The sequence below is a fragment of the Leifsonia sp. 563 genome, from assembly GCF_040545055.1.
Taxonomy (GTDB): domain Bacteria; phylum Actinomycetota; class Actinomycetes; order Actinomycetales; family Microbacteriaceae; genus Leifsonia.
In genome coordinates this window covers 842,389-866,417 of the sequence record NZ_JBEPLE010000001.1, presented here as the reverse complement: position 1 = coordinate 866,417, position 24,029 = coordinate 842,389, and the positions used below count along the sequence as shown (strand labels likewise).

At 69.2% G+C, this 24,029-nt stretch carries 21 protein-coding genes; 13 read left to right on the top strand and 8 right to left on the bottom strand.

All coding sequences use genetic code 11. The features are described from left to right. Positions 1 to 30: 30 nt before the first annotated feature. Positions 31 to 2,184 carry an ATP-dependent Clp protease ATP-binding subunit gene (locus ABIC47_RS04220; RefSeq protein WP_089878363.1) on the top strand — a complete coding sequence of 718 codons (2,154 nt, stop codon included), beginning with the start codon at positions 31 to 33 and terminating at the stop codon, positions 2,182 to 2,184. Between the two features lie 67 nt (positions 2,185 to 2,251). Further along, complete coding sequence (locus ABIC47_RS04215; RefSeq protein ID WP_354477489.1) at positions 2,252 to 3,316, top strand: zinc-dependent alcohol dehydrogenase family protein; 1,065 nt, start codon at positions 2,252 to 2,254, stop codon at positions 3,314 to 3,316. 81 nt (positions 3,317 to 3,397) lie between these two features. Here ABIC47_RS04215 and ABIC47_RS04210 read toward each other — a convergent pair whose 3' ends face one another. Then, the gene (locus tag ABIC47_RS04210) at positions 3,398 to 3,988 is read right to left on the bottom strand and encodes a nitroreductase family protein (protein WP_018192429.1); all 591 of its coding nucleotides are present in this window, start codon (positions 3,986 to 3,988) and stop codon (positions 3,398 to 3,400) included. Between the two features lie 169 nt (positions 3,989 to 4,157). Here ABIC47_RS04210 and ABIC47_RS04205 point away from each other — a divergent pair, with 169 nt between their 5' ends. The 5 genes from ABIC47_RS04205 (at position 4,158) to galU (ending at position 10,591) form a co-directional block, all read left to right on the top strand. Beyond that, complete coding sequence (locus tag ABIC47_RS04205) at positions 4,158 to 4,559, top strand: DUF7144 family membrane protein (protein ID WP_018192428.1); 402 nt, start codon at positions 4,158 to 4,160, stop codon at positions 4,557 to 4,559. Between the two features lie 441 nt (positions 4,560 to 5,000). After that, positions 5,001 to 6,533, top strand: a complete 1,533-nt coding sequence (locus tag ABIC47_RS04200; protein WP_018192427.1) for a glycosyltransferase family 2 protein — start codon at positions 5,001 to 5,003, stop codon at positions 6,531 to 6,533. After that, positions 6,526 to 8,013 (top strand): glycoside hydrolase family 26 protein, encoded by a 1,488-nt coding sequence (locus ABIC47_RS04195; protein WP_020076562.1) that lies wholly within the window; start codon positions 6,526 to 6,528, stop codon positions 8,011 to 8,013. Before ABIC47_RS04200 ends, ABIC47_RS04195 begins: the two co-directional genes overlap by 8 nt. A gap of 21 nt (positions 8,014 to 8,034) precedes the next feature. Beyond that, positions 8,035 to 9,435 (top strand): UDP-glucose dehydrogenase family protein, encoded by a 1,401-nt coding sequence (locus tag ABIC47_RS04190; RefSeq protein ID WP_018192425.1) that lies wholly within the window; start codon positions 8,035 to 8,037, stop codon positions 9,433 to 9,435. Positions 9,436 to 9,541: 106 nt separating this feature from the next. Next, positions 9,542 to 10,591, top strand: a complete 1,050-nt coding sequence (gene galU, locus ABIC47_RS04185) for a UTP--glucose-1-phosphate uridylyltransferase GalU (protein WP_029042931.1) — start codon at positions 9,542 to 9,544, stop codon at positions 10,589 to 10,591. A gap of 77 nt (positions 10,592 to 10,668) precedes the next feature. Here the strand turns inward: galU and ABIC47_RS04180 are convergent, their stop codons facing one another. Continuing rightward, positions 10,669 to 11,001 carry a hypothetical protein gene (locus tag ABIC47_RS04180; RefSeq protein ID WP_089878358.1) on the bottom strand — a complete coding sequence of 111 codons (333 nt, stop codon included), beginning with the start codon at positions 10,999 to 11,001 and terminating at the stop codon, positions 10,669 to 10,671. A 37-nt stretch (positions 11,002 to 11,038) separates the two neighbouring features. Here ABIC47_RS04180 and ABIC47_RS04175 point away from each other — a divergent pair, with 37 nt between their 5' ends. Continuing rightward, the gene (locus ABIC47_RS04175; protein ID WP_354477483.1) at positions 11,039 to 11,773 is read left to right on the top strand and encodes a GNAT family N-acetyltransferase; all 735 of its coding nucleotides are present in this window, start codon (positions 11,039 to 11,041) and stop codon (positions 11,771 to 11,773) included. Positions 11,774 to 11,853: 80 nt separating this feature from the next. Here ABIC47_RS04175 and ABIC47_RS04170 read toward each other — a convergent pair whose 3' ends face one another. The 3 genes from ABIC47_RS04170 to ABIC47_RS04160 form a co-directional block, all read right to left on the bottom strand. Then, positions 11,854 to 12,279 (bottom strand): hypothetical protein, encoded by a 426-nt coding sequence (locus tag ABIC47_RS04170; RefSeq protein ID WP_089878352.1) that lies wholly within the window; start codon positions 12,277 to 12,279, stop codon positions 11,854 to 11,856. A 76-nt stretch (positions 12,280 to 12,355) separates the two neighbouring features. Continuing rightward, positions 12,356 to 14,143, bottom strand: coding sequence for a glycoside hydrolase family 2 protein (locus ABIC47_RS04165; protein ID WP_354477480.1), 1,788 nt, complete (start codon positions 14,141 to 14,143; stop codon positions 12,356 to 12,358). Between the two features lie 51 nt (positions 14,144 to 14,194). Continuing rightward, a complete protein-coding gene (locus tag ABIC47_RS04160) occupies positions 14,195 to 15,205 on the bottom strand; it encodes a LacI family DNA-binding transcriptional regulator (protein ID WP_018192419.1) in 1,011 nt (336 codons plus the stop codon). Between the two features lie 205 nt (positions 15,206 to 15,410). On the opposite strand from ABIC47_RS04160, the gene ABIC47_RS04155 reads away from it, so the two are divergent. From ABIC47_RS04155 to ABIC47_RS04135, 5 genes are read left to right on the top strand one after another with little or no spacing between them, the layout of a single operon-like run. Next, on the top strand, positions 15,411 to 16,724 hold the full coding sequence (locus ABIC47_RS04155) for an ABC transporter substrate-binding protein (RefSeq protein WP_018192418.1): 1,314 nt from the start codon (positions 15,411 to 15,413) through the stop codon (positions 16,722 to 16,724). Beyond that, on the top strand, positions 16,717 to 17,700 hold the full coding sequence (locus ABIC47_RS04150) for a carbohydrate ABC transporter permease (RefSeq protein WP_020076569.1): 984 nt from the start codon (positions 16,717 to 16,719) through the stop codon (positions 17,698 to 17,700). Before ABIC47_RS04155 ends, ABIC47_RS04150 begins: the two co-directional genes overlap by 8 nt. Continuing rightward, positions 17,697 to 18,587, top strand: coding sequence for a carbohydrate ABC transporter permease (locus ABIC47_RS04145; protein ID WP_354477475.1), 891 nt, complete (start codon positions 17,697 to 17,699; stop codon positions 18,585 to 18,587). Before ABIC47_RS04150 ends, ABIC47_RS04145 begins: the two co-directional genes overlap by 4 nt. Before the next feature lie 2 nt (positions 18,588 to 18,589). Further along, a complete protein-coding gene (locus ABIC47_RS04140) occupies positions 18,590 to 19,558 on the top strand; it encodes a glycoside hydrolase family 43 protein (protein ID WP_354477473.1) in 969 nt (322 codons plus the stop codon). Then, positions 19,555 to 20,508: a glycoside hydrolase family 43 protein gene (locus tag ABIC47_RS04135; RefSeq protein ID WP_354477470.1), complete on the top strand. Its 954-nt coding sequence runs from the start codon at positions 19,555 to 19,557 to the stop codon at positions 20,506 to 20,508. The genes ABIC47_RS04140 and ABIC47_RS04135 overlap by 4 nt, the downstream gene beginning before the upstream one ends. Before the next feature lie 162 nt (positions 20,509 to 20,670). Here the strand turns inward: ABIC47_RS04135 and ABIC47_RS04130 are convergent, their stop codons facing one another. Genes ABIC47_RS04130 through ABIC47_RS04120 form a run of 3 tightly spaced genes read right to left on the bottom strand, consistent with a single transcriptional unit; the run spans position 20,671 to position 23,911 of the window. After that, on the bottom strand, positions 20,671 to 21,741 hold the full coding sequence (locus ABIC47_RS04130) for a threonine aldolase family protein (protein ID WP_018192413.1): 1,071 nt from the start codon (positions 21,739 to 21,741) through the stop codon (positions 20,671 to 20,673). After that, positions 21,738 to 22,469, bottom strand: a complete 732-nt coding sequence (locus ABIC47_RS04125) for an SDR family oxidoreductase (protein WP_354477467.1) — start codon at positions 22,467 to 22,469, stop codon at positions 21,738 to 21,740. The genes ABIC47_RS04130 and ABIC47_RS04125 overlap by 4 nt, the downstream gene beginning before the upstream one ends. Then, a complete protein-coding gene (locus ABIC47_RS04120; RefSeq protein ID WP_354477464.1) occupies positions 22,466 to 23,911 on the bottom strand; it encodes a DUF6421 family protein in 1,446 nt (481 codons plus the stop codon). The genes ABIC47_RS04125 and ABIC47_RS04120 overlap by 4 nt, the downstream gene beginning before the upstream one ends. Between the last annotated feature and the right edge of the window lie 118 nt (positions 23,912 to 24,029).

The following is a 24,029-nucleotide window of genomic DNA, read 5'->3' as shown; positions in this document are numbered from 1 at the left end:
TTGCCCACAGAGAAATGGGAAAGGAACCACATGGCGAACATGCAGGGTGCGCCCTCCACGCAGGAGGAGGCGAAGAGCGCTCTCGAACAGTACGGCGTGAACCTCACGGAGATCGCCAAGAGCGGCAAGCTCGACCCGGTCATCGGGCGGGATGCCGAGATCCGTCGTGTCAGCCAGGTGCTGACCCGGCGCACCAAGAACAACCCCGTGCTCATCGGCGAGCCCGGCGTCGGAAAGACCGCGGTCGTCGAAGGCCTCGCCCAGCGCATCGTCGCGGGGGACGTGGCCGACTCCCTGAAGGGGAAGCAGCTGGTCGCGCTCGACCTGTCCGCGCTCGTCGCGGGCGCGATGTACCGCGGCCAGTTCGAGGAGCGGCTGAAGGCCGTCCTCAAGGAGATCAACGACGCCGAGGGCCAGATCATCACCTTCGTCGACGAGCTGCACATCCTGATGGGTGCCGGCGGTGGCGAGGGGTCGGTCGCGGCCTCCAACATGCTGAAGCCGATGCTCGCCCGCGGTGAGCTGCGCCTCATCGGAGCGACCACACTCAACGAGTACCGCGAGTTCATCGAGAAGGATGCGGCCCTCGAGCGCCGCTTCCAGCAGGTCTACGTCGGCGAGCCGTCCGTGGAGGACACCGTCGCGATCCTCCGTGGTCTGAAGGGCCGCTACGAAGCCCACCATGGGGTGACCATCGAGGACTCCGCCCTCGTCGCCGCCGCATCCCTCTCGAACCGGTACATCACCGCCCGGCAGCTGCCGGACAAGGCGATCGACCTGATCGACGAGGCCGCTTCCCGGCTGAAGATGGAGATCGACTCGGCCCCGGTCGAGATCGACACCCTGCAACGCCAGGTCGAGCGCATGAAGCTGGAGGAGTTCGCCCTCAAGAAGGAGAAGGACGACGCCAGCAAGGAGCGCCTCGCGCAGCTGCGTGAGCGCCTCCATCAGCAGGAGGACCAGCTGGAGGAGCTGCAGGCGCGGTGGCGTGCCGAGAAGGCGTCGCTCAACCGCGTCGGCGAACTGCGGTCGCAGCTGGAGGAGGCCAAGACCCGGCGTGACGTCGCGCTGCGCGACGGCCGGTACCAGGAGGCGTCGCGGATCGAGTACGAGACCATCCCGGGCATCGAGCGGGAGCTGGCGGAGGCCGAGCAGGCCGAGCACGAGCACCCGCGTATGGTGAACGAGCAGGTCACGGCCGACGACATCGCCGCCGTGGTGGCGGCGTGGACCGGCATCCCCGTCGACCGCCTCACCCAGGGCGAGACCGAGAAGCTGCTCAACCTCGAGCACGAGCTGGGTCGCCGCATCATCGGCCAGAAGAAGGCCGTCCAGGCGGTGGCGGATGCGGTCCGCCGCACCCGGGCCGGCATCTCCGATCCGGGCCGCCCGACCGGCTCCTTCCTGTTCCTCGGGCCGACCGGCGTCGGCAAGACGGAGCTCGCGAAGGCCCTCGCGGCGTTCCTGTTCGACGACGAGAAGGCCATGGTCCGCATCGACATGAGCGAGTACGGCGAGAAGTTCTCCGTCTCGCGCCTCGTCGGTGCGCCTCCGGGGTACGTCGGCTACGAGCAGGGCGGTCAGCTGACCGAGGCCGTTCGTCGCCGTCCGTACTCGGTGATCCTGCTCGACGAGGTCGAGAAGGCGCACCCGGAGGTCTTCGACGTGCTGCTGCAGGTGCTCGACGACGGCCGCCTGACCGACGGCCAGGGCCGAACGGTCGACTTCCGCAACACCATCCTGGTGCTCACCTCGAACCTCGGAAGCCAGTTCCTCGTCGACCCGACGTTGACCCCGACCGAGCGCGAGGAGGCGGTGCTGCAGATGGTGCGGCAGGCGTTCAAGCCGGAGTTCGTCAACCGTCTCGACGACATCGTCGTCTTCTCCGCGCTCACGCAGGAGGAGCTGGGCGAGATCGTCGAGCTGGGCATCGACCACCTGATGCAGCGCCTCACGGAGCGACGGCTGGAGTTGGCGGTCACCCCGGACGCCCGGGCGTGGCTGGCCGAGCGCGGGTACGACCCGATCTACGGCGCCCGCCCGCTCCGCCGGCTGATGCAGCGCGAGATCGAGGACCGTCTCGCCACCGCTCTGCTCGCCGGCGAGATTCGTGACGGCGACCTGGTCCGGGTCGATCTGGACCGCGAGGCCGACCACCTGACGGTCGCCGCCGTCCGCGAGTAGTCCGCACGACGAAGGGCCCCTACCCGATCCGGCGATCGGGTGGGGGCCCTTCGCGTAGGCTCGAAGCATGCGTGCTGCTGTCATCCACGGAGAGCGCGATGTGCGCCTCGAAGACGTCCCCACTCCCACCCTCTACACCGGCTCCGGATCCGACGGCCTCGACGCCGTGGTCCGCGTCGTCGCCGCGTGCGTCTGCGGCAGCGACCTGTGGCCGTACCGGGGCGTGACCCCGACCGACGAGCCGCGGCGGATCGGCCACGAGTTCGTCGGTGTGGTGGAGGAGGTGGGCGAGAACGTCCGCACCATCCGGCCCGGCGACTTCGTCATCGCCCCGTTCTACGACTGCGACATGACGTGCGTGAACTGCCGCAATGGCGTCAGCACGTCGTGCCTGCACGGCGGCTGGTGGGGTTCGCAGGACCGCATCGGCGGCTTCGCCGACGGCGGCCAGGGCGAGTACGTGCGCGTTCCGCACGCCGACGGCTCCCTCGTCGCCACCCCGGAGTACCCGCGCGCCGAGCTCATCCCGAGCCTGCTGACGCTGTCGGATGTGATGGGCACCGGCCACCACGCCGCGGTCTCCGCCGGGGTCACTGAGGGGAGCACGGTCGTCGTGGTCGGCGACGGCGCGGTCGGGCTGTGCGCTGTGCTGGCCTCCGCCCGGCTGGGGGCGTCGCGGATCGTGGCCATGTCGCGGCACGAGACGCGCCAGGCGCTCGCCCGCGAGTTCGGCGCGACGGACATCGTCGCCGAGCGCGGCGACGCCGGTGTCGCCGCCGTGAAGGAGCTGTTCGACGGGATCGGAGCGGACTGCGTGCTCGAGGCCGTCGGAACCAAGGAGTCGATGGACCAGGCCATCCGCTCGGCCCGCCCCGGCGGCACGGTCGGCTACGTGGGCGTGCCGAACGGGGGCCCGGAGCTGCCGGTCCGCCCGCTGTTCCAGAGCAACATCGGCGTCAACGGCGGGGTCGCGCCCGTGCGGAACTACGTGGAGGACCTGCTGCAGGACGTCTGGTCGGGCGCCATCGAGCCGGGTCGCGTGTTCGACCTCGAGGTGCCGCTGACCGACATCGCCGAGGCGTATGCGGCGATGGACGAGCGCCGCGCCATCAAGACGCTCGTGCGGCCGTAAGCGTCGACGCAGACAGAACGGCGCCCGCCGGGGGATGAACACATCCCGGCGGGCGCCGTGTCGTTTGCGGTCCGGAGCGGATCAGCCGTGCACTTCGGCGATCTCGTCGAGCGGGCGGCGGGTGCGCGGCGCGGCCTCGCGCGTCCGCAGCGGCTCGGGCAGCGTCTCGGCGTCGCCGAGCACTCCCAGTGCGGTGACGGAGACCGGCACGAAGCGCTCGCCGAGCTGGAAGGCCTCACGCAGTGCGTCGGCGTCGAATCCGCCCATCTGGTGCGCGTGGAGCCCGTCGTGGTGCGCCTGGATCGTCAGGTGCGCGACGGCCTGACCGAGGTCGTAGGTCGCCCACCGGCGCTCCTTGCCCTCCTCGTCGACGACCTCGGCGGCCGCGACGATCAGGACGGAAGCGGATCCGGCCCACACGGTGTTGAAGCCGGCCAGGTTGGCGACGATCGTGTCGAAGGCCTCGGTGCCGCGCCGGGCGACGATGAAGCGCCACGGCTGCGTGTTCGCGGCCGACGGCGACCAGCGCGCCGCCTCGAGGGCGGAGCGCAGCGTGATGTCGTCGATCCCGATCGACGGGTCGAAGGCACGAGGGCTCCAGCGCTCGGCGAGCGCGGGCAGCAGCGGGGCGGACGTCTCGGCGACGCGCGCAGTGGCTTCGGCGATGGACATGGAACTCCTCCGGGGTGTTGGTACGGGGTCTACCGGCTCCATTGCCTGGCTATACACATGTAAACGCATCGGATTCGAGGAAATTCCCGCTGTCTATCCGCGACGACGCAGCGCACGCGATGCTGTGCTCGACCGCAGGTTGGGTGGTCCAGATCGAGAGGTGGATGCGATGTCCGAGGTGCAAGTCCGTTCCGGATGGGTGGGATGGGCGCTGTTCGCAGCGGTACTCCTGCTCATCGCCGCGATCCTCGATGTGTTCTACGGGATCGTCGCGCTGCTCGGCCCCTCGACCGGCTATTTCGTGTCGTCGTCGGGCATCCAGACGTTCAGTCTCACGGCGTGGGGCTGGTGGTCGATCGTGCTCGGTCTGCTGATGCTGATCGCCGGCCTGTCCCTGATGCGCGGTGCCCTGTGGGCCCGCATCTTCGCGGTGTTCGTCGCGGCGCTGCACGCCATCGGGCAGCTGATCGCGTTCCCGGCCCAGCCGTGGTGGTCGATCGCGATGGTGACCGTCGACCTCCTCATCATCTACGCGGTGACGGTCCACGGCAGGGAGCTGCGGCGCGACTGACCCGGGGGAGACAGGGGGCGAACGCCCGTCGGCACACAAGTGCCGACGGGCGTTCCGTGTGAACGGCACATGTCGCACGTGTAAAAGTTCGTAACATTCAGAGTGCCCCCCGACGCCCCTCCTCCGGGGTACAAGATTCGAGCATCCCGGGCGTGCCGCGCTTCACCCTGGGGTGAAGTCGAGTTCCATGCATTTCTGTCCGCTGATCGGCCTCTCTGCCTCACGCCTCCCGTCGAGAGGTGCTCATCCCGCATGCCATTCCGGCTGTCCGCGTGTCTGCGGACACCACCCCGAGGGGGACGGCGCGACACGCTGAGGATGCCCGTTCCACCCCCACTTGCGGGGGCGCTCCCACGCCCCGTAGAACTGACCTCACCCGAACCCGACCAGATCCCCAGTGCTGTGGATGCCACCCCCACCCCACCGTGAGAGGTCCCGTCCGTGTTCATCTTCCTGTTGCAGCTCCGCCACATGCTGGGCGGGCACCCCGAGTTCTACCTCTTCGCGATCTACTCGGCACTGATCTGGGTCATCTGGATCGTCAAAGTGCTCATGTCCCGCCGCTACCGCGCCTACACCGGCGAGTTCCACGGGACGACCAGCGTGGTCGTCCCGGTCGTGGACGAGCCGCTCGACCTGTTCCGCGACGTCCTCGGCCGCATGGTCGAGCAGAAGCCCGGCGAGATCATCGTCGTCATCAACGGCGCCCCCAACCCCGAGCTCGCCGAGGTGTGCGAGGAGTTCGCGCCGCTGGTGCGCTGGGTCCACACGCCCATCCCGGGCAAGCGCAACGCCGTCATGATCGGCACCAAGATGTCGACCGGCGAGATCACGGTCCTCGTCGACTCCGACACGATCTGGACCGAGGGAACGCTGGCGGAGCTGGTCAAGCCGTTCGCGGACGACCGCGTCGGCGGCGTGACCACGAAGCAGCGCATCCTGGAGCCCACCCGCAGCTGGATCACCCGCTGGGCGGACTGGCTGGAGAACTCGCGGGCGCTCTACTCGATGCCCGCGCAGAGCGTCGTGGGCCAGATCGGCTGCCTCCCCGGCCGGACCATCGCCTTCCGCCGCTCGATCCTGATGCGGGTCATGGACAAGTTCATGACCGAGAAGTTCCTCGGCGTCTTTCTCGAGGTCTCCGACGACCGGACGCTGACGAACCTCACGCTGAAGGAGGGTTACCGCACCGTCTACCAGCACACCAGCCTCGTCTACACGGACGCCCCGCTGAAGGTGAAGAAGCTCTTCAAGCAGCAGCTCCGCTGGGCGCGAGGCAGCCAGTACAACACCCTCCGCATGCTCCCGTGGATGCTCGGGCACGCCCCGGTGCTGGCGTTCTTCTTCGTGATGGACATCATCCTCCCGTTCATGCTGGCCGGAGTCATCGGCGGCTGGATCTACCGCTCGATCACCGGCGGCGGCTACAACTTCTACGAGGGCTTCCTGAAGTCCTACGGGATCGAGGGCGGCATCCTCACCGTCGTGGCCCTGATGGTCGCGTCCTCGGTGATCAGCATGTCCATCCGGCAGATCCGCCACCTCTCCGAGAAGCCCAGCGACTTCTTCCGCCTGCCGGTGTTCATCATCGTGTCGACGTTCTTCCTCATGCCGATCCGCCTGATCGGGTTCTTCCGGATGGCGCACGCCAGTGGATGGGGCACCCGCGCCGGCGCCTACGCCGGCGGTCCGGGCGAGATCAGCTCAGAGGAGGAGATCGCGGCGCACGCCACCGCGGGCGCTCCGTCGGGTCACACGCCCGCCGTGCTGCCGGACTCCGTCGGCGGCATGACCACCGCGACCGCGCTGGCCACCCGCACGCAGCTCGCGACGCGCGCCGAGGTCAAGGCGGCAGCGACCGCTCCCGCCCCCAAGGCCAAGAAGGCCAGCCGCCGCAAGCTCAACCCGCTCGCCGCCATCCCGTATCTGATCGGAATCGCGATCCTGACCCTGGAGGCTCTCTTCCTTGTCTGACCAGACCGCCCCCGCACGGGCCGCCGCCTGGTGGTCCCAGTCCAAGTCCCGCTCGCAGGCGACCGCCGTGGCCGCCCTCGTGCTCACGGCCGTCCTCGTCGGGATCTCCGCCTACGTCTGGGTCTCGCCGACCGGTGCTCCGCTCCGCAAGGCCGTCGACCAGGCGGCAACGGCCGTGACGCCCTTCGCGGCTCAGAACGCCGAACTCAAGCGCAACCTCGACAAGGCCACCGAGACGATCGCCTCGCAGAAGGGCAAGCTGACCGCGCTGCAGAAGGCGACGCTGGCGGCCCAGGCCGCTGCGGCCAAGCAGCTCGCCACCGCCCAGCAGAAGGCCGCTGCGGCGGAGAGCCAGCTCGCGAGCGTGAAGGCGCAGCTGTCCGCCGCCCAGGCGAAGGGCACCTCCGGCTCGACCGCGTCGGGCTCCACCGCCTCCGGCCACAGCGGCTCCGGTTCGTCCGGGTCGTCCGGCGGGGACGCCGCCGCGCCGATCACCGCGCCGGCCCGCGCCGACCTGCTCAATCCCGCCAAGCGCTACTACGGCATGTACACCGAGCAGGCTCCGTTCAACTGGGCCACCTTCGACGCCACCAGCTCGAAGGTCGGCGTCTCGCCCAACATGGTCGGCTACTTCAGCGGCTGGGATGAGACCTTCCGTGCCAACGCGGTCACCCGTTCCTGGCAGCAGGGCCGGATGCCGATGATGACGTGGGAGTCGCGTCCCATCGACGCGGGCAACGACACTGTCAATGCTCCGGCGTACTCGCTGCCGAACATCATCCGCGGCGACTTCGACTCGTACCTGCACCAGTACGCCAAGGACATCGTGGCCACCGGACTGCCGCTGGCGATCCGCCTCGACCATGAGATGAACGGCGTCTGGTATCCCTGGTCCGAGACCGACGGCCAGGGCAACTCGATCAACGGCAACAGCGCGGGCGACTACGTGAAGATGTGGCGTCACGTCCACGACGTCTTCCAGCAGGAGGGCGCCAACAACCTGGTCGTCTGGGTCTGGGCGCCGAACATCGTCAACAACCTGCCCGCCACGCACAAGGCGCCCGGCTACCTCGAGTCGCTGTACCCGGGCGACGCGTACGTCGACTGGGTCGGACTCTCCGGCTACCTGCGCCCGCCGTACAAGCCCGACAACGACTTCAGCTTCGACTACACGTTCAAAGCGAGCCTGAACGAGCTGCGCTCCATCACGAGCAAGCCGATCATCCTCGCCGAGGTCGGGGCGTCGGAGACGGAAGGCCACAAGGCCGCCTGGATCACGTCCTTCTTCCAGGCGCTCGCGAAACCGGAGAACGACGACATCATCGGCTTCTCCTGGTTCAACCTCGCTGTGACCAGTTACGTCGAAGGCGTCCGCGCCACCAACGACTGGCGCATCGACTCCCGGGCGGACTCGCTCTCCGCCTTCATCACCGGCCTGACCAGACCTGAGGACGACTTCGCCCTCACTCCCGCTCCCTGACCACCAGAAAGGACGATCGCCATGACCGCTCCCAAGAAGTCCAAGGACCAGCCCGCTCCCCGCATCAGCGTGATCGGCACCGGCTACCTCGGCGCCACCCACGCGGCCGCCATGGCCGAGCTCGGCTTCGACGTCGTCGGCGTCGACACCGACCCGCGCAAGGTCGAGGAGCTGAAGGAGGGACGCGCTCCGTTCTTCGAGCCCGGCCTGCCGGAGCTCATCCGCCGGAACGTCGCCGCAGGGCGTCTCACGTTCACGACCGACCTCGCCGAGGCCGTCGCCGTCTCCGATGTGCACTTCATCTGCGTCGGAACGCCCCAGCAGTCGGGCTCGTTCGCGGCCAACCTCTCCTACGTGGAGGCTGCGGCCCGCGGCATCGCCGAGAACCTCACCCACGATGGGCTCATCGTGGGCAAGTCGACGGTGCCGGTCGGGACGGGCGCGCGGCTCCGCGCGATCATCGCGGACGCCGTGCCCGCGGGGATCGACGTCGAGCTCGTCTGGAATCCCGAGTTCCTGCGCGAAGGCAAGGCGGTGGACGACACCCTCTCGCCCGACCGTCTCGTGTTCGGAGGAACCTCCGCGAAGGCCGAGGCCACCCTCCGCCGCATCTACGAGAAGCCGATCTCCGAGGGCTGCCCGGTCCTCGTGGCCGACCTGCCGACGGCGGAGCTGGTGAAGGTCAGCGCAAACGCGTTCCTGGCCACGAAGATCTCGTTCATCAACGCGATCGCCGAGGTCTGCGACGCAGCCGGGGCGGACGTCTCGCTGCTGGCGGACGCCCTCGGCCATGATGTGCGGATCGGCCGCCAGTTCCTCAACGCCGGCCTCGGTTTCGGAGGCGGGTGCCTGCCGAAGGACATCCGTGCTCTCATGTACCGCTCCAACGAGCTGGGAGCGCACGCCGCGGTCGGCCTGCTGCAGCAGGTGGACGAGATCAACATGGGTCGCCGTCAGCGGGTCATCGACCTGGCGCTGAAGGCGCTCGGGGGTTCGGTGCTCAACCGTCGTATCGGCGTGCTGGGTGCGGCCTTCAAGCCGCACACGGACGACGTGCGCGATTCGCCCGCCCTCAACGTCGCCGCCGCCCTGCACCTCCGCGGTGCGCAGGTCGTCGTCTACGACCCGCAGGCCCGAGAGACCGCCCAGCGGCTCTATCCCACCCTCGGGTATGCCGACTCGATGGACGAGGCGCTCACCGGAGCCGACCTGACGGTCGTGCTGACCGAGTGGGACGAGTTCACGACCGCCGACCCGGCCGCCCTGCGCGAACTGGTCCGGGGCCGGACGGTCATCGACGGCCGCAACTGCCTCGACGCCGCCGCCTGGAACCGCGCCGGCTGGAGCGTGCTCGCGATGGGCACCGTGCCCGAGCTCGCCCCGCTGGCCGACGACCTCGCCGCCCTCGCCCCCGTCCGCTGACCCGACCTCGCCCCCACCTTTCGTCGAGGTGCACGTTGTTGCGCAGTCGCACGGCGTGTCGGCCACAACAACGTGCACCTCGGCGAGGAAGACAAGGAGAACGACCATGACCAGTTACGTGACGAAGGCGGTTATTCCGGCGGCGGGATTGGGAACGCGCTTCCTGCCCGCGACCAAGGCCATGCCGAAGGAGATGCTCCCGGTGGTCGACAAGCCGGCCATCCAGTACGTCGTCGAGGAGGCCGTCACCTCGGGCCTCAACGACGTGCTCCTCATCACCGGCCGCAACAAGAACGCGCTCGAGAACCACTTCGACCGCAACGCGGAGCTGGAGGACGCCCTCGAGAAGAAGGGCGACCGCGACAAGCTCCTCAAGGTCAGCTACTCGACCTCCCTCGCCGACATGCACTACGTGCGGCAGGGCGACCCGAAGGGCCTCGGTCACGCGGTGCTCCGCGCCAAGATGCACATCGGGCACGAGCCGTTCGCGGTGCTCCTCGGCGACGACATCATCGACGCGCGCGACCCGCTGCTCGCGCGGATGCTCGAAGTGCAGCACGCGCTCAACACGACCGTCGTCGCCCTGATGGAGGTGCCGCCGGAGTCCATCCACCTCTACGGCGCCGCCGCGGTGGTCGAGACGGACGATGACGACGTGGTGCGGATCACCGGCCTCGTCGAGAAACCCAGTCGCGAGAACGCGCCGTCGAACTACGCGGTCATCGGGCGGTACGTCCTGCGGCCCGAGATCTTCGACATCCTGGAGAAGACGGAGCCGGGCAAGGGCGGCGAGATCCAGCTGACGGATGCGCTTGAAGGGCTCGCGACCGCTCCCGCCTGGACGGGCGGCGTGCACGGCGTCATCTTCCGCGGCCGCCGTTACGACACCGGCGACCGGCTCGACTACCTGAAGGCGATCGTGCAGATGGCCGTCGCCCGCGAGGATCTCGGGCCCGAGCTGCTGCCGTGGCTCAAGGAGTTCGCCACGAACGCAGGGCCGGCCGAGACCGCGCCGATCCCGACGTTCCCCGCGCTCCCGGTCGCCGTCCCGGCACCCGCCGCGGCCGCCGCAGCCGCGACGCCCAAGCCGCGGGTGAAGACCGCGGCTGCCAAGGTCGCGCCGACGCGCGAACTGGTCCCCGCTCCCGTCGCCTGACGGCGCCTTCGTACCGGCCCGAGTCGTGACCAGCTGTCACGACTCGGGCCGAGTCGCGACGGGGTGTCGCACTTCGGCTAGTCGAGGCCGAGCCGCTTGAGCGTGTGCTTCTCGCTGTGCCCCGGGTCGGTCTCGATCTCGTCGATCGCGATCGGGATGCTGGGCCCGACGGCGAGCCAGACAAAGCCGTCGCGGTGCACCAGCGGGACGAGATCCGTCGTCCCGTCGCGAAGCAGGGTGCGGACGCGCTTGAGCAGCGCATAGCCTTCGGACGGCTTGGTCACGTAGGTCTTCCGCCGGTAGTGGATGACGTGGGCGACGGTCTTCGCGCTCAGCCCGGCGATCTCGCTCTCGGTGAGTGGTTCCGCGGCCGGGCTGTCGGCCGGGGTCTCGGTTCGGGTGTCGGTCATGCGACGCACGGTACGCCGCCTGCGCTAGCGTCGACAGGTGCTCCTGCCTGACGCCGCCTCCCTCGACCGCCTCGCCGACCATGGCTGGCCGGCGCTCGAGCGCGAGCAGCTGGACGGGTGGACGCTGCGCGCCTCCTCCGGCGTCACCAACCGAGCGAACTCGGTGCTGACCTCCGGTCCCGTCGGCGATCTCGACTCCGCTGCGGATGCCGCTGAGCGCTGGTACGCGGCGCGCGCTCTCCCTCCGGTGTTCCAGGTGAGCCCGGCCTCGCATCCTTCGCTGACCGATGCACTCGGTCGACGCGGGTATCGCGACCACTCGCCGACCGACATCCTCGTCGCCGACCGTGCCGCCGCCGCGGTGGCCGCGGTCGATCCCGCGGTGCGGATCACCGATCGTCCGGACGACGCGTGGCTCGACACCTGGTGGTCCGTCGACGGCCGGGGCGGAGCCGCCGAGCGCGATGTCGCCGCGCGCATCCTCCGCGGCGGACCGGCGCTGTACGCCGCCCACGGCGACCCGGCCGCGCCGGACGCCGTCGCCCGGCTCGCGCTCGTGGGCGAGTGGGGAGGGCTCTACGCCGTCGCGACGCGCCCGGAGGCTCGGCGCCGCGGGCTCGCCCGCGCGCTCGTCCAGACGCTCGCCGGCGCATCCGCCGAGCACGGCGTCAGTGGCCTGTGGCTGCAGGTGCTCGCGGACAACGCCGCGGCTCACGCCCTCTACGCGTCGCTGGGCTTCCGGCCGGCATCGCACTACTCCTACTGGTCCTGACCCGAAGATTCGGCACGAATGTGCGGTATGGCCGCGGCTAACCGCACATTCGGCACGAATCTGCAGGGGCACGGGAGGCGCTACACCTCCGCCGCGCGCTCCGGTCGGTAGGAGGCCAGGAAGGTCCCGGCGTACAGCGCGGCCGCGACGAGGAAGCCGACGGCCATCACGTACGAGGCCCAATCGCTGCCGATCGCGATCGTGAGGACACCGGCGAGGAACGTGATCACCATCACGATCAGGCCCCACAGGGCGAGACGTTCGCCGACGCCGGCCGCACGGGCCGCGAGCAGGACGCGGATGCTGACGACGACGAGTCCGATCGCGATCAGGATGTGCAGGATGACGATGATCGTGTCGACCACACGGACGAAGGTGCTGTCCGGCTCGCCGATCAGGTTGGCCGCCATGCCGAGCAGGTACTGAACGGCGAGGGCCGTCAGTGCCTCGCGGGAGCGGCGGCGGAGGTGCGCGGCGGGAGTCACTGCTGCGGCGGATTCGGACATGAGCGCTCCTCGAGGAGAGACGGTTACGGAGTCGGCGTCATTCTGCTCTTCCCCGGCCCCGCGGCACCAGGGGCGGTCACGCGCCGAAGATCGCCCGCAGCTCCTCGATCGGTGCCTTCGGCCGGCGGTCCTCGAAGAGCAGTCCGTTCGTCTCCTGACCGGTGTCGGCCAATTGCGTGTAGCAGTAGCCCGCGAGGGGAGCGGACGACCGCACGGCGTCGACCAGAGCGCGCAGCCGCTCCACCAGGTCCGCCGCGCTGGTCGCCGTCGAGTAGCCCCAGGCGTCCTCCGGCCCGTTCTCGGTGTACGAGATGCCGCCGAACTCCGTCAGCATGATGGGGGCGTCGAGCCGCTGCTCAGCGTCGACCACCAGGCGACGGCCCGGGAGGGTGAACGGCGCGCCGAGGATGCCCTCGCGCGTCGCATACCGCTCGCGGACCCGCTCCGGATCGTGGTCGTAGTCGTGGATGGACAGGATGTCGGACGCCGCGTGCTCCCAGCCGTCGTTGGAGATGACCGGCCGGCTCGGGTCGACCGTCTTCGTGAGGTGCACGAGCGCCTTCGCGTACGACACCATCCGGGGGTCGTGGGCGAGGTGCTGGACGCCCCAGCTCTCGTTGAGCGGCACCCAGGTGACGATCGAGGGATGCGACCGGTCGCGGTCGAGGATCGCCGACCATTCGGCGACACTGCGCCGCACGGCCTCCGGGCTGAACGCGTACGCCGCCGGCGCCTCGCCCCAGACGAGCAGACCGAGCTTGTCGGCCCAGAACAGGAAGCGGGGGTCTTCGTACTTCTGGTGCAGGCGCGTCGCGTTGAAGCCGAGGTCGAGGATGAGCTGGGCCTCTGCCCGCAGGGCGTCCGCGCTCGGCGCGGCCGAGTGCGACTTCGGCCAGTAGCCCTGGTTCAGCACGGAGCGCAGATAGAGGGGACGGTCGTTGAGCAGGAACCGGCCGCCCTCGACGGCGGTCGAGCGCAGACCGAAGTACGACGCGACGACGTCGCCCGCGCCCTCCCCGCCGTTCAGCGCGACGGTCGCATCCAGCAGCGTGGGATGCGCCGGCGACCACAGCAGCTCCTCGTAGGCCTGCCCGTTGGTCTGGCGGTGGATGCGGAACGGGATCTCCGCCTCCCGCCCCGCGATCGCGGTCTCGACGCTCGCGAGCGGTTCGCCGCCGAGCTGCACGGTGATCCGCGCGGTCGTGCCCGCAGGCGCCGACCGGCTCAGGCGGAGCTGCGCCGTGACCTCGCCGGCCGGCACGTCGGCCAGCCAGTGCAGCTGCTCGACCCGTAGCGCGGGCGCGGCTTCCAGCCACACCGGCTGCCAGATCCCGGTGGTGCGGTGGTACCAGATGGAGTGCGGGTGATGCCGCCAATCCTGCTTGCCGCGCGGCTGCGCCACGTCGGCGGGGTCGTCCTGCGCGCGGACGGTGATGGAGAAGTCGCCGTCGCCGACGAGGTCGGTGATGTCGAGGGCGAAGGGGGTCGAGCCGCCTTCGTGCCGTCCGGCCGAGTGTCCGTCGATCCAGACCTCGCAGGCGTGGTCGACCGCGCCGAAGTTCAGCAGCAGGCGCTCGCCGGCCGGGACCTCGTCGCGCAGGACGGTGCGCTGGTACCAGACGACCGGATGGAAGCCGGTGTCGCCGACGCCCGAAGCGTCCGACTCGAACGGGAACGGCACCTGGATGACACCGGCCAGCGACCGGGACGACTCCCAGTGCTCGCGCAGCCCGCGGTCGTCGTCGTCGAATGCGAACGTCCACGGACCGGAGAGGTCGAGCCAGTCGGCCCGGACGAGCTGCGGCCGCGGGTAGCGGCCGTCCTGGGCGGTGGCCGCATCCGTGCGGCGTTCCTCGGTGAGCATCCCATTAGCATGCACGATTCGTGCAGCGCTGTAAAGTCGGAAATCCGGCGTTCAGGGGAGGGCGGGCGCGCTCTCCCGGGTGACCAGCGAGAAGGGCGCCAGCTCATGCCGGCCCATGCCGTCGAAGCCGCCGACGCGCTCCAGGAGCATCTCCACCGCGCGCGACGCGAGCCCGCGCATGTCCGGCGCGACCGAGGTGATCGACGGGTAGGTGACCGCCGTCATCGGCGTGTTGTCCCATCCCGTCACCGCGACGTCGTCTGGCACGTGGATGCCGCGCTCCTGCAGGGCACGCAGGGCGCCGATCGCGGCGAGGTCGTCGCGGCAGACCAGGCCGTCGAACCGCAGTCCGGCGTCGAGGGCGGCGCCGACCGCGCGCACCGCGTTGCCCGCCGAGACGGCGATGCTCGAGATCAGCAGCTCCGGTTCCGGCGTGATGCCCGCATCCTCGAGCGCCTGCTGGTAGCCGGCGATGCGGAGCTTCGACGTCCGCGTCGGGCGCGCGCTCTCGTGGCCGGCGAACGCTATCCGCTTCCGGCCGAGCGACAGCAGGTGCTCCGTCGCCGTCCTGGCGGCCTCCACGTTGTCGATCATGATGCGGTCGACGGTCAGCGGGGCGGCGTTCTCGCCCAGGACGACCAGGGGGATGTCGGTGCGCGACTGCGCCAGCTCGGCGGAGTTCATGACGCTCGGCTGGAAGATCATTCCGTCGACCAGGCCGGACTCGCCCGCGGAGACGACCGCGCGCTCGCCCTCGATCGTCCCCTCGGTCTGCTCCAGCAGCACGCGGTAGCCGCGGCGCTCCGCCTCGTCGGCGACCACACGCGCGAGCTCGGCGAAGTAGGGCAGCGTCACGTCGGCGAACGCCAGGGCCAGAAGCCCGGTCCGGCCGGTCGCGAGGCGGCGTCCCATGATGTTGGGGCGGTAGCCGAGCTCGTCGATCGCGCGCTGCACACGCTCCCGCATCGCCGGACTGACGTGCGCGTAGTTGCGGACCACGTTCGAGACGGTCTTCATGGACACGCCCGCGTGCTCCGCCACATCCTGAAGCCTGACGGCCATGGCGCCTCCTTCCGCGTCATCGATCGGGTGCCTGCGGGGTCACTCTACAGGGAGCCAACCAATGCAGACATTGTGAGGTTGACACGCTCTGTTCAGCGCTGTAAATTCGCCAAGCATGCCGAGTGTATCCGGCTCCAGCACCACCGATCACGCCGTCGGCCCGATGGAAGGGCTGCGTGAAAGGCTCACTCAAGGGAGAGATCACATGAAGAAGCGATTCGCCGCACGTGCGATCGCAGTGGCGGTCACCGCGGGCCTCGGGCTCGCGCTGACGGCCTGCGGAAGCAGCAGCTCCGGAGGCGGCGGAGACGTCTCCTCCGCCGACTACACCGGACCGAAGGTCACCATCAGCTTCTGGAACGGCTGGACCGGCGGCGCCGCTCCCGTGCTCGTGCCGAAGCTGATCGACAAGTTCAACTCCGAGCACAAGAACATCGTCGTCAAGGATGTCCCGATGGAGTGGGCGGACATCGCCCGCAAGATGCCCCTGGCCGTGAAGGCGGGCAAGGGGCCGGACGTCGCGGTCGGCCACGGCGACGACATCGCCACCTACGCAGCGCAGGGTCTCGTGCTCAAGGCGGACAGCATCGTGAAGTCCCTCGGCTACAAGGCCGACGACTTCCCGGAGGGGCTGCTCGACGCCGGCAAGTACAACGGCAGCCAGTACGCCGTGCCGTGGAGCATCACGCCGCTCGGCCTGTACGTCAACAAGGACGTCCTGCAGGCGGCCGGGGTCGACCCGAACAGCATCCCGCAGGACAAGGACTCCTACCTGGCGGCGCTCGAGAAGCTGAAGGCCGCGGGCGTCCAGGGCGAGTGGGTCGACGGTTACGTCTTCACCGGGACCTTCGAGTTCGAGAGCCTCCTCTGGCAGTACGGCGGAGACCTCTTCAACAAGGACGTCTCAAAGGCGACATTCAACTCGGACGCGGGCGTCAAGGCGCTCACCTGGATGACCGACCTCATCAAGAAGGGCTACAGCCCGGCCGACGTGGCGCAGGACGGCAACATCAACGCCCTCATCGCCGGCAAGACCGCCTTCAACTGGAACGGTGTCTGGCAGACCACCAACACCGCGTTCGACAAGCTGAAGTGGCAGGCGGTCGCCGTGCCGCAGATCGGTGACGAGAAGGCCGTCTGGTCGAGCTCCACCCACTGGATGTTCATGAACAACAAGGGCCAGGACAAGAACAAGACCGCCGCCGCGGCGACGTTCGTCAAGTGGATGAACGACAACTCGGCCGACTGGCCGAAGACCGGTGAGCTGCCCGCCAAGAACTCGGTTCGCGACGACCCGAAGCTGGTGCAGACCTACCCCAACCTGAAGCCGTTCCTCGACGAGCTGCCGTACGCGCACTACGAGCCCATCGCACCGGGCATCACCACGGTGGAGGCGACGATCACCGTCGCGGTGAACGAGGCCATCACCGGCAAGAAGGACCCGAAGCAGGCTCTGGATGACGCGGCCGCCAAGGCCGACACCCTGCTGAAGCAGAACAAAGAGAAGTACGGTGACTGACACCGCTTCGATCGTGGCGCCCCGGGAGACCGGGGCGCCACGCCCGTCCCGCTCCGGCAGGAAGGCCGGCCGACGGCCCGGCGCACCCCGGCGCACCGGCGTCGCCTACATCTTCCTGGCGCCGTTCCTCATCCTCTTCATCGTGTTCGTGCTGGCGCCCGCGGTGTTCGGCCTGTGGATCAGCCTCACGAACTGGAGCCCCTTCCGGGCCACCCAGAAGTTCATCGGGCTCCAGAACTACATCGACCTGTTCACCCCCGGCAGCGCGACGTCGGGCGACTTCTGGCAGTCGATGGCCGCGACCGGCATCTTCACACTCGCGAGCGTCCCCTTCCTCCTGATCATCCCGCTGCTGATCGCAGTGCTGCTCAACCAGAGGATCCGCGCCGGCTCGTTCTTCCGCGGTGTCTTCTTCGCCCCGTACGTGCTCGGTGTCGCCGTCATCAGCGTCATCTGGAAGTACCTCCTCGACACCCAGTCCGGCATCATCAACCACCTGCTGGGGATGATCGGCCTGCCCGACAACCTGCCCTGGACGGTCGACGTGCCGTGGGTGTGGGTCACGCTGGCCGGCGTCACCGTGTGGTGGACCATGGGCTTCAACACCGTCATCATCCTGGCCGGCTTGAAGGGCATCAGCCCGGACCTCTATGAAGCCGCCGCGCTCGACGGAGCGGGCGCCTGGCGCCAGTTCATCAGCGTGACGCTGCCGGGCCTCCGCCAGGTGATGACCTTCGTCATCACGATCACCATCCTCGCGAGCGCGAACATGTTCGGGCAGGCGTTCCTCATCACGAAGGGCGGTCCGGGCAACACGACACGCACGGCGATCATGTACATCGCCGACCAGGGCCTGTCCCAGAACAACCTGGCCGCCGCGGCGGCGATGAGCTACGTGCTGTTCGCCTTCCTCGCGATCATCAGCATCATCAACTTCCGCCTCCAGCGGGAGCGGGCAGAGAAGAGCGCCTCATGACGACGACGGCCCCCGAGAAGACCGAGACCCCCCGGGCCATCCGCGCGCGGCGCAAGCAGACGCCGCAGGCGGCAGCCCGCAAGACCCTGCTCTACGCCGTGCTGATCGTGCTGGCGCTGGTGGTCATCCTGCCGCTGGCGTGGATCCTGCTGACCTCGTTCAAGACGGACGGCGACGCCATCCGCAACCCGTACTCGGCGTTCCCGAACCCGTTCTCGACCGAGGCGTACACGACGCTGTCGAGCGGTCAGCAACCGGTGTTCCGCTGGTTCCTGAACAGTCTCGCGGCCGCTGCGCTGCAGACGGTGCTCATCCTGGTCACGGCGAGCATGGCCGCCTATGCGCTCGCCCGCCTGGAGTTCTGGGGCAAGCGGATCGTCTTCGGCCTGATCATCTCCACCCTGCTCGTCCCGCCGGTCATCTTCCTCATCCCGAACTACCTGATCGTGCAGAACCTCGGCTGGCTCGACACGATCTGGGCGATCACCATCCCGGGTGCGGCGAGTGCGTTCGGCGTGTTCTTCCTCCGGCAGTTCTTCGTGGGCCTTCCGGCGGAGATCGAGGAGGCGGCGCGGATCGACGGCGCCGGCGACTTCCGGATCTTCCTCCAGATCGTGCTGCCGCTGGCCCGCCCGGCGCTCGCGACGCTCGCGGTGCTGAGCTTCCTCGCCAACTGGAACGACTTCCTGTGGCCGGTCTACGTGCTGCTCAGCCCGGAGAACCTGACCTTGCAACCCGGTCTGTCGCAGCTGCAGGGCGCATACTCCACGCACTACGCCATCGTGATGGCGGGCGCCGTGATCGCGTCGGTGCCGGTGCTCATCCTGTTCTTCTTCGCGCAGAAGCAGATCGTCGAGAGCGTCGCCACCAGCGGGGTCAAGGGGTGAGGATGCGCCGCACGGCCGCTGTCACGGCGACGGTCATCGCTCTGGCGACGGCGCTCGCGGGATGCTCGGCCGGCTCGGAGCCCAGCGCGTCGCCGTCGAGCGAGGTCGCGCCCTTCCAGATCGACAGCGACTTCCCCGATCCCGGCGCGCTGGTCGTCGGCGACCGGGTGTACGCGTACGCGACCAACACCCCGGCCGTGAACGTGCAGGTCGCCACCTCCGACGACATGAAGACGTGGACGCTGAGCGACGAGGATGCGATGCCCGAGTTGCCGTCGTGGGCCGTGAAGGGCAAGACCTGGGCCCCCGGCCCGGCGGAGCTCGCCGACGGCCGGTTCGCCCTGTACTTCACCGCGTCGGACGCCGCCAGCAAGTTCCAGTGCATCGGCGTCGCGTTCGCCGACCGGCCGGAGGGGCCGTTCACCTCGACGGCGGACAAGCCCCTGGTCTGCCCGGAAGACGAAGGCGGTGCGATCGACGCCAGTGTAACCGCCGACGAGAGCGGCCAGCGTTACCTGGTCTGGAAGAACGATGGCAACTGCTGCGGCTACGACACCTGGATCTCCGCTCAGCCGCTGTCGGCCGACGGCGCCTCGCTGACCGGGCAGCCGACCCGGCTGATCAAGCAGACCGAGTCGTGGGAGGGCACGCTCGTCGAGGCGCCGGTGATCGTGCGCCACGACGACGAGTACGTGCTGCTCTATTCGGCCAACGACTACGCCAACTCCTCCTATGTGACCGGTGTCGCGACGGCGAAGAGCCTGCTCGGGCCGTACACCAAGGAGAAGGAGCCGCTGCTCTCGACCCCCGGCTCGAAGGGACGGTACCTCGGGCCCGGCGGCGAGGACCTCGTGACCTTCCATGGCAAGGACTGGATGCTCTTCCACTCCTGGGACGAGGCGTTCGCCTACCGTGGCATGCACGCCGTCCAAGTGACGTGGAAGGGCGGCCTGCCGGAGCTCGCGCCGTGACCGGTGCCCTCCTCCACGTGGACCGGCATTGGGGTCCGATCTGGGAGGGGTACTTCGCCGACCCGTTCGTGCTGCGTCTGCCCGACGGCGGGTACGTCGCCTACGGCACCCATCCGGGCAGCGAAGGCGACCGCGTGTTCGAGGCATTGCGCTCGCCCGACCTGGCGCAGTGGGAGAGCGCCGGGGCCGTGCTGGAACGCGTGGACGACACTCTCGGGGCGGACTACTGGGCGCCCGAGGTGGCCTACGCGCACGGCGCCTACTGGATGTACTACTCGGTCGGCCGCGGCATCGAGGGTCACCACCTGCGGGTGGCGCGCTCCGACTCCCCGGTCGGACCCTTCCGCGACCTCGGCGTCGACCTGACCCCGGGCGAGATCTTCGCGATCGACGCGCACCCGTTCCAGGACGTCGATGGCCGCTGGTACCTCTACTTCGCGCACGACGTACTCGACCACGAGCGCCCGGGCACCCACCTCGCCGTCGCGCCGCTCGACGAGGGGATGACGGCCCTGGACGGACCGCCGGTCCCGGTGCTCGCCCCCGACGCCGACTGGCAGCTGTACGAGCGCGACCGGCTCATCCACGGCCGCAGGTTCGACTGGCACACGCTCGAAGGGCCCGCCGTGCTGCACCGCGACGGGCGGTACTGGTTGACGTACTCCGGCGGCGCCTGGACGGGGCCCGGGTACGCCGTCGGCGTCGCCGCTGCCGAGCATCCACTCGGACCTTGGAGCCATGTGGACCAGCCGGCGCTGCTGAAGAGCGGAGGCGACCTGCGCGGTCCCGGCCACAACTCGCTCACCGTCGCGCCGGACGGCACGGACGTGATCGCGTTCCACTCCTGGAACGCGGACGCGACCGCACGTCAGCTGCACCTGGGCGCCCTGCGCATCCGCCGTGCTGTGCTTCCGTCGTTAAACCACGATGCCGGGCTGTGGGAAGACTAGGGTTTCTTCACACGGCCCGGCATACGTTTCGGGGTTACGCCGGATGGATATTCGGGTTCCTCCGCCGCTCTTTGAGACTACAGGAAAAGTCCCCATTGTGTAGGTTGAATGGAGGACAATTTTGTACCCCGGTCTGGCCCCAGTGCGAGGGGTAAGCGTCGCTCAAGCCTTCAGTTCCTGCGCGAGCGCGGCCACGAAGGCGTCGATGTCCTCTTCCGTGGTGTCGAATGCGCACATCCAGCGCACTTCGTTGTTGGCCGCATCCCAGTCGTAGAACCGGAAGTGCTGCCGCAGCCGGTCGGCGACGCCGCTCGGGAGGGTCGCGAAGACTCCGTTCGCCTGTGTCTTCTGGCTGAAGCCGACGCCCTGGATGCTGCCGTCGGCGATGCCCGCCTCCAGCGCCGTGCGCAGCCGAGTCGCCATCGCGTTGGCGTGCGAGGCGGAGCGCAGGTACAGGTCGTCGGTGAGCAGTGCGATGAGCTGTGCCGAGATGAACCGCATCTTCGACGCCAGCTGCATGTTCAGCTTGCGGAGATAGATCATCCCCTCCGACGCCTGCGGGTTGAGCACGACGACGGCCTCGCCGTAGAGCATGCCGTTCTTGGTCCCGCCGAAGCTGAGCACATCCACGCCGGCATCCGTCGTGAAGGCCCGCAGGGGGACGCCGAGGGTGGCCGCCGCGTTGGCGATGCGCGAGCCGTCCATGTGCAGCTTCATGCCGAGCGCGTGGACGTGGTCGGCGATCGCGCGGACCTCCTCCACCGTGTACGCCGTACCGAGCTCGGTCGTCTGCGTGATCGACACGACCAGCGGCTGAGCGCGGTGCTCGTCGCCCCAGCCCCACGCCTCGCGGTCGATGAGCTCCGGCGTCAGCTTGCCGTCGGGCGTCTCGACCGGGAGCAGCTTGATGCCGGCCACCTTCTCGGGCGCACCGGCCTCGTCGGTGTTGATGTGCGCGGTCTTCGCGCACACGACCGCGCCCCAGCGCGGCAGCATCGACTGCAGGCCGACCACGTTCGCCCCGGTCCCGTTGAACACCGGATACACCTCGACGCCCTCGCCGAAGTGCTCGGCGAAGACCTCGTGCAGGCGGGCCGTGTAGACGTCCTCGCCGTATGCGATCTGGTGGCCGTTGTTCGCGGCCGCGATGGCGTCGAGGATCTCGGGGTGCACACCCGCATAGTTGTCGGAGGCGAAGCCGCGGAGGGTGAGGTCGTGGAGTTGAAGCGTCACTCGTCCATCTTCCCAGGCTCGAGGGGGATGCGTCGGCCGTTGACCGCCGCCGCGTCCTGCTCCCACAGGCGCACGACCTCGTCTCCGAGCTGCGGCTCGAGGCCCTCCAGGGTCTTCACGACGAAGACGGTCGCCGCCGACTGGGGCGCCTGCTTGGCGAAGCCCTGCGCGATGGCGCGCACCCAGGCGTCGGCTGCCGCCTTCGCTGCAGCGTAGTTCGCGCCGCCCGGGTACGGTTTCTCGACCGCGGTCGACGAGACGATCGCCAGCCGGCCGGCGGGCGAGGCGACGAGGTCGTCGAAGAAGATGCGGGTGGTGTTGCGGAGGGTGCGGAAGGCCCGCTCCAGGAACTCCCAGTCCTCGTCGCTCTGGCCCGCGATCCCGCCGCCGCCGCGCCAGCCGCCCACGAGGTGGATGAGGCCGTCGATGTGGCCGAACTTCAGGTGGATGCGCATGGCCAGCTCGGCCACTGCATCCCGGTCGGACAGATCGCAGGGACGCGTCTCGACGCCCGGGACCGCGGCGGCCAGCGCATCCAGCGCCTCCTGTCGGGTTCCGACCGCCAGGACGGTTGCACCGGCTGCGATCAGCGCGCGGGCGACCGCTTCGCCCGACGCGCTGGTGGCGCCGGCGATCAGGACGAGCCGGCCGCGGACGGTGTCCGCGCCGAGCGGCCCGGCCTCCGAGGAGGGCCGGGCCGCCTGGTCCGCCGAGGGGGCGTCCGTCATGCCGCGTCCGTCGTCCCGGTGATGCCGGCCGTCGACTCGATGACGGTCGCCATCTTCTTGTTCAGTGCCTCGTAGAACATCGAGAGCGGGAACTCGTCGTCCAGCACCTGGTCGGTGTAGCCCTTCGGCGGTCCGGCCAGGACCTCGTCCGACAGCCCGCGCGCCCAGTTGGAGGCGGGGTGCGGGGTGAGGGTCTCGGTGAGCATCTCGTATGCGGCCAGCCAGTGCGCCACCTTCGGCCGGTCGATCGAACGCCAGTACAGGTCGTTGATCCGGTCGCTGAGGGCGATGACCACGTCGGAGACGTTCTCCCAGTCGATGGTGAGCTGGGTGTCCGTCCAGTGCAGCACGTTGTGCTGGTGCATCCACGCGAACAGCAGTTGGCCGCCGAGTCCGTCGTAGTTGCGCACGCGGCTGCCGGTGATCGCGAACCGGAAGATGCGGTCGAAGATCACCGCGTACTGCACCAGGTGCGCGTGGTCGCGGATGGCGCGCTGCGCCTCCGAGAGCTCGGCGTCGGGCAGGGCGCTGAGTTCGCGCTCCAGCTTCACCGACTCGCGGAAGGCGGTCAGGTCGCACCGCAGCTCCTCCAGCGAGTAGAGGAAGAACGGCATCCGCTGCTTGATCATGAACGGGTCGAACGGCAGGTCGCCGCGCATGTGGCTGCGGTCGTGGATGATGTCCCACATCACGAAGGTCTCCTCCGTGAGGTGCTGGTCGTCCAGCATCGCAGCGGCGTCGTCCGGCAGCTCCAGCTTGGTGATCTCGGCGGCGGCGCGCACCACCCGGCGGTACCGGGCGGCCTCGCGGTCCTGGAAGATGGCACCCCAGGTGAACGCGGGGATCTCGCGCATGGCCACGGTCTCGGGGAACAGCACCGCCGAGTTGGTGTCGTAACCGGGCGTGAAGTCCACGAACCGCAGGGCGACGAACAGCTTGTTGCCGTAGTCGCCGGCCTCCAGCTCCGCCACGAACTCCGGCCAGATCACCTCGACCAGCAGGGCCTCGACGTGACGGTCGGGGCTGCCGTTCTGCGTGTACATGGGGAACACGACCAGGTGGCCGAGCCCATCCACACGGTGCTGCTGCGGCTGGAACTCGTTCAGCGCGTCGAGGAAGTCGGGGACCCCGAAGCCCTCGTCCGCCCAGCGCGTGAAGTCGCGCTGCAGCGCGGCCAGGTAGGACGCGTCGTGCGGGAACGCCGGTGCGAGTGCGGCGATCGAGTCGACGATGGTGCGGACGTGCTCTGCGGCGGCCGGGCGGTCGGACTCCTGCTCGACCGAGCCGTCCTTCACCTGGAGGGCCTGCAGCGCGACGGCGGCGTCCTTGAGGCGCAGCCAGGCGGGGTCGTTCGCGACCTCGCGGACCGGGCGGCCGTCCTCGACGACCTCGGGCTCCCCGACAATGGCGTCTGCGGTGAAGTGCTGGACGAATTGAGACATGACGAACCTCCCGTCGTTGGTCGGCCGCTCGCACGCGGCAGGGTGTGGATGTCACGAGCCTATCCGGGGATCGCGAGCGTTTTGTTGTCTCTTCCGGCGGAAAACTGCGCCGTCCCGC

Excerpts from the sequence above, each read along its gene's own strand:
- ABIC47_RS04220 (WP_089878363.1), top strand. The coding sequence starts at position 31 with ATGGCGAACATGCAGGGTGCGCCCTCCACGCAGGAGGAGGCGAAGAGC.
- ABIC47_RS04215 (WP_354477489.1), top strand. The coding sequence starts at position 2,252 with ATGCGTGCTGCTGTCATCCACGGAGAGCGCGATGTGCGCCTCGAAGAC.
- ABIC47_RS04210 (WP_018192429.1), bottom strand. The coding sequence starts at position 3,988 with ATGTCCATCGCCGAAGCCACTGCGCGCGTCGCCGAGACGTCCGCCCCG.
- ABIC47_RS04205 (WP_018192428.1), top strand. The coding sequence starts at position 4,158 with ATGTCCGAGGTGCAAGTCCGTTCCGGATGGGTGGGATGGGCGCTGTTC.
- ABIC47_RS04190 (WP_018192425.1), top strand. The coding sequence starts at position 8,035 with ATGACCGCTCCCAAGAAGTCCAAGGACCAGCCCGCTCCCCGCATCAGC.
- galU (WP_029042931.1), top strand. The coding sequence starts at position 9,542 with ATGACCAGTTACGTGACGAAGGCGGTTATTCCGGCGGCGGGATTGGGA.
- ABIC47_RS04180 (WP_089878358.1), bottom strand. The coding sequence starts at position 11,001 with ATGACCGACACCCGAACCGAGACCCCGGCCGACAGCCCGGCCGCGGAA.
- ABIC47_RS04170 (WP_089878352.1), bottom strand. The coding sequence starts at position 12,279 with ATGTCCGAATCCGCCGCAGCAGTGACTCCCGCCGCGCACCTCCGCCGC.
- ABIC47_RS04165 (WP_354477480.1), bottom strand. The coding sequence starts at position 14,143 with ATGCTCACCGAGGAACGCCGCACGGATGCGGCCACCGCCCAGGACGGC.
- ABIC47_RS04160 (WP_018192419.1), bottom strand. The coding sequence starts at position 15,205 with ATGGCCGTCAGGCTTCAGGATGTGGCGGAGCACGCGGGCGTGTCCATG.
- ABIC47_RS04155 (WP_018192418.1), top strand. The coding sequence starts at position 15,411 with ATGAAGAAGCGATTCGCCGCACGTGCGATCGCAGTGGCGGTCACCGCG.
- ABIC47_RS04145 (WP_354477475.1), top strand. The coding sequence starts at position 17,697 with ATGACGACGACGGCCCCCGAGAAGACCGAGACCCCCCGGGCCATCCGC.
- ABIC47_RS04140 (WP_354477473.1), top strand. The coding sequence starts at position 18,590 with ATGCGCCGCACGGCCGCTGTCACGGCGACGGTCATCGCTCTGGCGACG.
- ABIC47_RS04125 (WP_354477467.1), bottom strand. The coding sequence starts at position 22,469 with ATGACGGACGCCCCCTCGGCGGACCAGGCGGCCCGGCCCTCCTCGGAG.
- ABIC47_RS04120 (WP_354477464.1), bottom strand. The coding sequence starts at position 23,911 with ATGTCTCAATTCGTCCAGCACTTCACCGCAGACGCCATTGTCGGGGAG.